The organism is Streptomyces sp. NPDC059443 (genome assembly GCF_042750105.1).
GTDB lineage: Bacteria > Actinomycetota > Actinomycetes > Streptomycetales > Streptomycetaceae > Streptomyces.
On sequence record NZ_JBHYVM010000074.1, the window covers coordinates 1 to 2710 of the forward strand.

At 71.8% G+C, this 2710-nt stretch carries 3 protein-coding genes; all 3 read left to right on the top strand.

Annotated elements, in window-relative coordinates; all coding sequences use genetic code 11:
* Nucleotides 1-131: 131 nt before the first annotated feature.
* Genes ACFXDJ_RS35805 through ACFXDJ_RS35815 form a run of 3 tightly spaced genes read left to right on the top strand, consistent with a single transcriptional unit; the run spans nucleotide 132 to nucleotide 2608 of the window.
* The gene (locus ACFXDJ_RS35805; protein ID WP_384663552.1) at nucleotides 132-926 is read left to right on the top strand and encodes an ABC transporter ATP-binding protein; all 795 of its coding nucleotides are present in this window, start codon (nucleotides 132-134) and stop codon (nucleotides 924-926) included.
* Entirely contained in the window at nucleotides 913-1827 is a 915-nt protein-coding gene (locus tag ACFXDJ_RS35810; protein ID WP_384851286.1) for an ABC transporter permease, read from the top strand. Before ACFXDJ_RS35805 ends, ACFXDJ_RS35810 begins: the two co-directional genes overlap by 14 nt.
* Nucleotides 1828-1831: 4 nt before the next feature.
* Nucleotides 1832-2608, top strand: coding sequence for a sirohydrochlorin chelatase (locus ACFXDJ_RS35815; RefSeq protein ID WP_384663556.1), 777 nt, complete (start codon nucleotides 1832-1834; stop codon nucleotides 2606-2608).
* Nucleotides 2609-2710: the final 102 nt, after the last annotated feature.

Here is a 2710-nt window from a genome sequence, read left to right on the forward strand (position 1 = left end):
GACCGGCATCTACGACCTCAGGCCCCTCAACAAGGTCCTCAAGGCCGCCGGCAAGCCCGAAGTCTCCGACGCCGGCCTCGGCGCCAAGTAACCCCTTCAGTACCCGTCCCGAATCCCAGGAGGTGACGACCATGGCCACCATGCTTGCCAAGGCTGCCGAGGGCACCGTAGCGGAGCAGACGCACGCCGCTCGTATCGAGCACGTATCGAAGTCCTTCTCCGGCCCGGCCGGATCGCAGCTCGTCCTGGACGACATCAGCCTCGATGTCGCTCCCGGAGAGTTCGTCACCATCCTGGGCGCCTCGGGGTGTGGAAAGTCCACCCTGCTCAACCTGGTCGCGGGACTGGACAAGCCGTCCGCGGGATCGATCGAGACCCCCGGCGGCCGTCCGGCCCTGATGTTCCAGGAGCACGCCCTCTTCCCGTGGCTCACCGCGGGCAAGAACATCGAACTCGCCCTGCGCCTGCGCGGGGTGGCCAAGGCCGACCGCAAGCCGGAGGCCGAGCGGCTGCTGGAGCTGGTCCGGCTCGGCGGCGCGTACGGCAAGCGGGTCCACGAGCTGTCCGGCGGCATGCGCCAGCGCGTGGCCCTGGCCCGGGCGCTCGCCCAGGACAGCCAGCTCCTGCTGATGGACGAGCCGTTCGCGGCGCTGGACGCCATCACCCGCGACGTGCTGCACGGCGAGCTCACCCGCATCTGGGAGGAGACGAACCTCTCGGTCCTGTTCGTCACGCACAACGTCCGCGAGGCCGTACGGCTCGCGCAGCGTGTGGTCCTGCTGTCCTCGCGCCCCGGCCGGGTCGCGAAGGAGTGGACCGTGGGCATCCCGCAGCCGCGCCGCATCGAGGACGCGGACGTCGCGGAGCTGTCCCTTGAGATCACTGAACACCTGCGTGGGGAGATCCGCCGCCATGGCCAGCACTGACACCACCCCCGAGACCGCGGCCACGCCCGGCAGCAGCTCCAAGGCCGACGACCTCGCCGGCCTGGAGGCGGGCCTCGACGCCCTCGACGCGGTCCAGACCCACCGCACCCCGGTGCGCGAGGTCCTCGTCAAGAAGGTCCTGCCGCCGGTCATCGCCGTCACCCTGGTGCTCGTCGTCTGGCAGCTCCTCATCGCGACGAAGATCACCCCCGAGACGAAGCTGCCCGCCCCGTCCGCGGTCTGGGACAGCCTGACCGAGATGTGGCTCAAGGGCACCCTGCTGGACGTCGTCTGGACCAGCGTCTCGCGCGGTCTGCTCGGCTTCCTGCTGGCCCTGGCCATCGGCACCCCGCTCGGCCTGCTGGTCGCCCGGGTGAAGGTGGTCCGCGCCGCGATCGGCCCGATCCTCCAGGGACTCCAGTCCCTGCCCTCGGTCGCCTGGGTGCCTCCGGCGGTGCTCTGGTTCGGACTCGACGACGCGATGATGTACACCGTCATCCTGCTCGGCGCGGTCCCGTCCATCGCCAACGGGCTCGTCTCCGGCATCGACCAGATCCCGCCGCTGTTCCTGCGGGCCGGCCGCACCCTGGGCGCCACCGGCCTGAGCGGTGCCCGGCACGTGATCATGCCGGCCGCGCTGCCCGGATACCTGGCCGGCCTCAAGCAGGGCTGGGCCTTCTCCTGGCGCTCCCTGATGGCCGCCGAGATCATCGCCGGCTCGCCCGACCTGGGCCTCGGCCTCGGCCAGCTCCTCGAAAACGGCCGTAACAACATCGACCTGCCCGGCGTGTTCCTCGCGATCATCCTGATCCTGGTCGTCGGCATCGCCATCGACCTGCTGATCTTCAGCCCGGTCGAGCGGTGGGTGCTGCGCACCCGCGGCCTGCTGGTCAAGAGCTGATCACGTGTACGCGCACCACCCGCACCCGACGCATTCCCCCGCCCTGCTGGTCATAGCCCACGGCAGCCGCGACCCGCGGCACGCGGCGACCGTGCACGCCCTCACCCGGCGGGTACGGGCGCTGCGGCCGGGGCTGCGCGTGGAAACGGCCTTCCTGGACTTCGACACCCCGACCGTCGACCAGGTGGTGGCCTCCCTCTACCTGTCGGGCGTACGGGAGATCGTGGCCCTGCCGCTGCTCCTGACGCGGGCGTTCCACGCGAAGTCCGACATCCCGGCGGTGCTCGCGGGAGCCGGATCCCATCTGCCGGACCTCTCCATCCGCATCGCGGACGTACTCGGCCCTTCCCCGCTGCTGCTCGCGAACCTGGAGCGGCGCCTGTGGGAAGCCGGCCTCAGCCCGGCGGACCGCGCCACCACCGGTGTGGTGCTCGCGTCCGCCGGCTCCTCGGACCCGGAGGCGATCGCAGTGATCGCTGAAATCGCGCGGGAGTGGCGGCACACCGGTTGGTGCGCCGTGCGGCCTGCGTTCGCCTCCGCTGTTCTCCCCCGGACGGAGGACGCCGTACGGGCGCTGCGCGCGGAGGGCGTCCGCCGGATCGCGGTGGCCCCGTACGTGATCGCCCCCGGCCGGCTCCCGGACCGCATCGCGGCGGGCGCCGAAGCCGCGGGCGCCGATGTCCTGGCCGACGTCCTGGGCCCGTCCCCGGAGCTGGCCCGCCTGCTGCTCACCAGGTACGACGCGGCGACCCCGTCCCGGATCCCGGCCTTGACAGCCTGACCCACCGCTGCGCGGGGCCGTCCCCTACCCGCCCTTCCACCGTTCCCCGGGCTCTGCCCGGACCCGGTCCTCAAACGCCGGACGGGCTGGAAAGATCCAGCC